The sequence below is a fragment of the Mycobacterium sp. 1245801.1 genome (assembly GCF_001673055.1).
In the GTDB taxonomy this organism is placed as follows: domain Bacteria; phylum Actinomycetota; class Actinomycetes; order Mycobacteriales; family Mycobacteriaceae; genus Mycobacterium; species Mycobacterium europaeum_A.
Genome location: NZ_LZKY01000367.1, coordinates 1 through 5,820, shown reverse-complemented (window position 1 = coordinate 5,820; position 5,820 = coordinate 1). Strand labels below are relative to the sequence as shown.

The 5,820-nt window shown below is 70.0% G+C and carries 7 protein-coding genes; 5 read left to right on the top strand and 2 right to left on the bottom strand.

All coding sequences use genetic code 11. The features are described from left to right. Window positions 1–619: 2-phospho-L-lactate transferase (cofD, locus tag A5622_RS23180; RefSeq protein WP_066881472.1), on the bottom strand; the 619-nt coding region annotated here is incomplete at its 3' end. Between the two features lie 390 nt (window positions 620–1,009). Between cofD and A5622_RS23175 the strand changes: the two genes are divergently transcribed. Continuing rightward, window positions 1,010–1,348: a WhiB family transcriptional regulator gene (locus A5622_RS23175; protein ID WP_066868492.1), complete on the top strand. Its 339-nt coding sequence runs from the start codon at window positions 1,010–1,012 to the stop codon at window positions 1,346–1,348. 70 nt (window positions 1,349–1,418) lie between these two features. Here A5622_RS23175 and A5622_RS23170 read toward each other — a convergent pair whose 3' ends face one another. Further along, window positions 1,419–1,841 (bottom strand): metallopeptidase family protein, encoded by a 423-nt coding sequence (locus A5622_RS23170; RefSeq protein ID WP_066868494.1) that lies wholly within the window; start codon window positions 1,839–1,841, stop codon window positions 1,419–1,421. A 188-nt stretch (window positions 1,842–2,029) separates the two neighbouring features. Here A5622_RS23170 and A5622_RS23165 point away from each other — a divergent pair, with 188 nt between their 5' ends. The 4 genes from A5622_RS23165 to manA form a co-directional block, all read left to right on the top strand. Continuing rightward, the gene (locus A5622_RS23165; RefSeq protein WP_197505214.1) at window positions 2,030–2,473 is read left to right on the top strand and encodes a DUF3499 domain-containing protein; all 444 of its coding nucleotides are present in this window, start codon (window positions 2,030–2,032) and stop codon (window positions 2,471–2,473) included. A gap of 63 nt (window positions 2,474–2,536) precedes the next feature. Then, complete coding sequence (locus A5622_RS23160; RefSeq protein ID WP_066868498.1) at window positions 2,537–3,943, top strand: phosphomannomutase/phosphoglucomutase; 1,407 nt, start codon at window positions 2,537–2,539, stop codon at window positions 3,941–3,943. Further along, entirely contained in the window at window positions 3,940–5,052 is a 1,113-nt protein-coding gene (locus A5622_RS23155; protein ID WP_066868500.1) for a TobH protein, read from the top strand. Before A5622_RS23160 ends, A5622_RS23155 begins: the two co-directional genes overlap by 4 nt. 8 nt (window positions 5,053–5,060) lie before the next feature. Next, window positions 5,061–5,820 (top strand): mannose-6-phosphate isomerase, class I (gene manA, locus A5622_RS23150; protein ID WP_066881467.1); only part of this gene is annotated, 760 nt, incomplete at its 3' end.

Below are 5,820 nucleotides of genomic sequence, written 5' to 3'. Positions count from 1 at the left end.
CCGCGATGGCCGCCGTGGCATCGGTTGTGGCGGTCGCCTTTTCGGCGCCGACGAACGCGAAGCTGTGGGTGGGCACCTGGGCCCGGTAGCGCACCCACCACTCCTGGAAGTGGATGGCCCGCCGGCTGCCGTCGTCGGGATCGGTTACCACCACGTGGGTCTCGCAGCGGTCGTCACTGGCGGGCAGCAGCCGCGCGCCGGGCTGCCAGCGGTCGCACAGCGCGGTGGTGATCTGCGAGAGGGGATAGCCGGCATTGAGCATCTGGGTGCGCACCAGGTGGGTGCCCAGGTCCCGATCGCCGAGTCCGAACCAGTCCGGCTGCACCCCGTAGCGCGCCAATTCCTCTTTGGCGTGCCAGGTTTCGTCGCGGTGACCCCACCCTCGCTCCGGATCTACACCTCCACCTAAGGTGTACATGCAGGTGTCCAAATCGGGGCAGACCCGCAGTCCGTGGATCCAGGCGTCATCGCCAATGTTGACGATCGCCGTCAGCTCGTGACTGCCGGGTTCCGTGTCCGGACGCCGTTGCGTTTGAAACTGACCGAGCCCGAACAGCTGTTGAACCCCCAGCAGGAAGCGGGCGCCGCCAACCCCACCGACCAGAACGGTGACCTTCACATTGCACGACAGTACTGCCCGGCGAGCGTGCCGTGGCGGGCCCGTCGGGGCTGCCTCAAAGTTGCGGTTCCCCAGCGCTTGTGGGCAACGTGTGGGAAAGTTGAGGGCTGTGTGATCGACACGCCGAAGGCGCAAGACAACAGAAACGCCGAAATTCGATCACGAGATGGTATGGAAATGCGCCGAAGTGCTTGACCCGGCAGATCAACCCGTGTCTAATCACAACAGTGTCATTTCCCGGTTGGCCGGCCGACTCCGGTGTCGCAGACCGAGATTCGATCACTTGTTCGAATTGTCTGTACATCAGAACAGTGGGAAACCAATCACTCTCTCTCCAATCAAGCTGAGGAGGCGGACGACCGTATGTCTTACGAAACTTTTCGAGGCGCCATGGCGAGCACGCCGCACACTGACATCGACCCGGCACTGGACCGCCCCGCTCGGCCCCATTTGACCGTGGTCCCTGATGCCCCAATCGCTTTCGAGCCCGAGCCCATGCCCGAGCCGGCCGCCGATCAGTGGCAGGACCGGGCGCTGTGCGCCCAGACCGACCCCGAGGCCTTCTTCCCCGAAAAGGGTGGTTCCACCCGCGAGGCCAAGAAGATCTGCCTGGGGTGCGAGGTGCGTCATGAGTGCCTCGAGTACGCCCTCGAGCACGACGAGCGCTTCGGCATCTGGGGCGGTTTGTCCGAACGCGAGCGCCGCCGCCTCAAGCGCGGCATAATCTGACGCACGCTGATTGCAACGCGCGCTGAGCGTTAAGCCTCCAGCGCTCCACGCGCGACGCGCAGCGGAAAAGTTATTCGTCGTCGATCGTCGGATCGATGACCGACGGCTCAACGTCGAGATAGATGGCGACCTGGGCCACCAGGATTTCGTGCAGCAAGTCGCCGAGTTCGACGGTGTCCTTCGCCCGTCGTTCAATCGGCTTGCGGAACAACACAATTCGCGCCCGCGTGGAGTTACCGCGGATGTCGACGCCGGCCGGGATCAAGCGCGCCAGCGGGATCGGCCCGTCGGCGATCACCTCGGGTGGCCACTGCACACTGTCGGGATCCTTGGCCGAGATGCGCGGAATCTCGTCGACCGCCACGTCCAGTTCGCCCAGCCGGTCGGCCCAGCTCCGCTCGATGGGTTCGTAGGCCTCCAGCACCGCCATGTCGAACCGCTCGGCGCGGCTGCGCCAGCCCGGCACGGTCGGCGGCAACAGCGGGCCGCGCATATCGCGCCCGCGGCGAAAGGGTCGATGGGTCGCGGCTCGGCGCGGCACCGATCCGTCGTAAAACCGATCTCTTCGCGGGGAGCTGCGCGAATCGCCCACGCGCCGATGGTAACGGTTGCACATCGAGGGCCGGTCGGTTGCGCGTGTCCGGCGCTTCGGGGGCGTTTGCGCACGATAGCCTTTCGCTCGTGAACGTTCCCCGTCGCTGTTGCCGGCCCGGGTGCCCGCACTACGCCGTGGCGACCCTGACGTTCGTCTATTCGGACTCGACGGCAGTCGTCGGTCCGTTGGCGACCGCGCGGGAACCGCATTCCTGGGACTTGTGCGTCAACCACGCCGGCCGGATCACCGCCCCCCGCGGATGGGAGTTGGTGCGCCATGCCGGCCCGCTGCTCGCCGAGCCCGCCCACCCCGATGAGGACGACCTTGTCGCCCTCGCCGACGCGGTGCGCGAGGGAGGCAATCGCGCCGCGCCGTACGCCGTGACACCGGTGAACGGCTTCGCCGATGCGCACATCCAGCACGGCGGCGCCCAGGCCACCGCGCCCAGCAGCAGCGTGCTCGCACCGCCCGAGCACCGGTCCGGACGGCGCCGCGGGCATCTGCGCGTGCTGCCCGATCCCAGCGACTAGCTAGCCTCTGGTTCGTGGCCCGATAGGCTGACGGCCAAGAGTTCACGTCGTCAGGAGTCCCGCATGTCTCGGCCCGCCGCGACAGTCCACCGTGTCGTCAAGGCGTACGACGTGCGTGGGCTGGTCGGCGAAGAGCTCGACCAGCCGCTGGTCACCGATCTCGGCGCAGCCTTCGCCAAACTGATGCGCGCCGAGGGCGCCGGACAGGTCGTGATCGGCCACGACATGCGGGACAGCTCGCCCGCGCTGGCCGCCGCGTTCGCCGACGGCGTGATACGCCAGGGGTTGGACGTGGTGCGCATCGGCCTGGCATCCACCGATCAGCTCTACTTCGCCTCCGGGCTGCTGGACTGCCCCGGCGCGATGTTCACCGCGAGCCACAACCCGGCGGCCTACAACGGCATCAAGCTGTGCCGGGCGGGGGCGAAGCCGGTCGGTGCCGACACCGGACTGCGGCTGATCGCCGACGACGTGATCGCCGGCGTCGACGGCTACGACGGCGACCCCGGCACCGTCAGCGATCGCGACGTGCTGGCCGACTACGGACAGTTCCTGCGGTCGCTGGTGGACACCGCCGGGCTGCGCCCGCTGCGGGTGGCCGTGGACGCGGGCAACGGCATGGCCGGCCTGACCACGCCCGCGGTCCTGGGCCCGATCGGCTCGATCACGTTGCAGCCGTTGTACTTCGAGCTGGACGGCACGTTCCCCAATCACGAGGCCAACCCGCTCGACCCGGCCAACCTGACCGACTTGCAGGCTTTCGTGCGCGAGACCGGCGCCGACATCGGGCTGGCGTTCGACGGAGACGCCGATCGCTGCTTTGTGGTCGACGAGCGGGGCAACCCCGTGTCGCCGTCGACGGTGACCAGCCTGGTGGCCGCCCGCGAGCTGGGCCGCGAGATCGGCGCGACGATCATCCACAACGTGATCACCTCGCGCGCGGTGCCCGAACTGGTCGCCGAGCGCGGCGGCACGCCACTGCGGTCCCGGGTGGGGCACTCCTATATCAAGGCGCTGATGGCCGACACCGGCGCGATCTTCGGCGGCGAACATTCGGCGCACTACTACTTCCGCGACTTCTGGGGCGCCGACTCCGGGATGCTGGCGGCGCTGTACGTGCTCGCAGCCCTCGGCGAGCAGGACCGCCCGCTGTCGGAGCTGACCGCGGACTACCAGCGCTACGAATCCTCCGGCGAGATCAACTTCACGGTGGCCGACGCCGCGCGATGCACCGAAGCGGTGCTCAAGTCATTCGGCACCCGGATCCACTCCCTCGATCACGTCGACGGGGTGACGGCAGACCTCGGCGACGGCAGCTGGTTCAACCTGCGCAGCTCCAACACCGAGCCGTTGCTGCGGCTCAACGTCGAGGCGCGCACGGCCGAGGACGTGGCCGCGGTGGTCGCCCAGATCAGCAACGAGATCAGCGCGGCCTCGGCCAACGGGTCGGGCGCGAAGGCCGCGCCGTGAACGCCACCCGGGCGGTCAATCTCGAGGACACCGAGGGCCTGCTGGCGGCCGACCGCGACGGCCTGCTGCGCGCAGCGTCGTCGGCGGGTGCGCAGGCGCGCGCGATCGCCACCGCGGTCGACGAGGGCGCGCTGGACCCGCTGCGCGCCGACGATCGCCCGCGCAGCGTCATCTGGGTGGCCGGCCGCGGTACGGCCGAGAGCGCCGGGACGATGCTGGCCGCGACGCTGGGCGGAGCGGCGTCGCAGCCCTTCGTGCTGGCCGGCGAGGCACCGCCGTGGGTGGGCCCGCTCGACGTGCTGATCGTCGCGGGCGGTGATCCCGGCGATCCGGCGCTGGCCGCCGCGGCCGCGACCGGGCTGCGCCGCGGCGCCCGGGTGGTGGTGGCGGCGCCGTACGAGGGCCCGCTGCGCGACGCCACCGCCGGGGGCGCGGCGGTGCTGGCGCCCCGGCTCTGGGTTCCCGACGAGTTCGGGCTGTGCCGGTATCTGGCCGCCGGCCTGGCGGTGGTGCACGCCCTGGACCCGCGACCGACCGTCGACCTGGGCTTGCTCGCCGACGAGCTGGACGCCGAGGCGCTGCGCAACAGCGCCGCCCGGGAGCTGTTCACCAACCCGGCCAAGCTGCTGGCCGCGCGGATCGCCGAGCGCCAGATCGCGCTGGCGGGTGATGGCGCCGCGACGCTGGCGCTGGCCCGGCACGGCAGCTCGGTGCTGTTGCGGGTCGCCAACCAGGTGACGCCGGCCACCGGGCTGGCCGACGCGCTGGTCGCCCTGCACGCCGCGGCGTCGGCTGGTTCCGGGGACGGCTTCACCGATCCCGACGCTGCCCTCTTTCACGACGAAGAGATCGACGGGCCGCTGCCGCAGCGGTTGCGAATACTGGCCGTCGTCCTGGCGGCCGAGCAGCCGGGCGTCGCCGCCCGCACCGCCGGCCTGGACAACGTCTACCTGCTCGCCGCCGAGGATGTGCCCGACGGGCCCGGCGGCTCGGCCGGCTACGGCGTTTCGCCGGCGCTGGGGGGCCCCGGTAGTCCCGAGCAGCAACTGGCAGTATTGGCCGTCCGACTGGAAATGGCCGCGGTTTATATGCGACTGGTGCGGGGATAGATACAACAGTGGAACTGCTTCGCGGGGCCTTGAGAACGTACGCCTGGGGTTCGCGTACCGCCATCGCCGAGTTCACCGAACGACCGGTGCCGGCGGCGCACCCCGAGGCCGAACTCTGGTTTGGGGCGCACCCGGGCGATCCGGCCTGGCTCGAGACCGACAACGGCGAAATCACGTTGCTCGAGGCGCTGGTCGAGGACCCGGAGGGACAGCTCGGGCCGGCGTCGCGGGCCCGCTTCGGCGATGTGCTGCCGTTTTTGGTCAAGGTGCTGGCCGCCGACGAGCCGCTGTCGTTGCAGGCCCATCCCAGCGCCGCCCAGGCGGCCGAGGGCTACATGCGCGAAGAGCGGGTCGGCATTCCGCTGACCTCACCGGTGCGCAACTACCGCGACACGTCGCACAAGCCCGAGTTGCTGGTGGCGCTGCACCCGTTCGAGGCGCTGGCCGGCTTCCGGCAGGCCTCGCGCACCGTCGAGCTGTTGCGGGCGCTGGCCGTCTCCGACCTGGACCCTTACATCGACCTGCTCAACGACCAGTCCGACGCCGACGGCCTGCGCGCGCTGTTCACCACGTGGATCACCGCGCCGCAACCCGACATCGACGTGCTGGTGACCGCCGTGCTGGACGGCGCGATCGCGTACCTCAGTTCGGGGGCGACCGAATTCGCCGCCGAGGCCAAGACCGTGCTCGAGCTGGGCGAGCGCTATCCCGGCGACGCCGGGGTGCTGGCGGCGCTGCTGCTGAACCGCATCACCCTGGCCCCGGGCG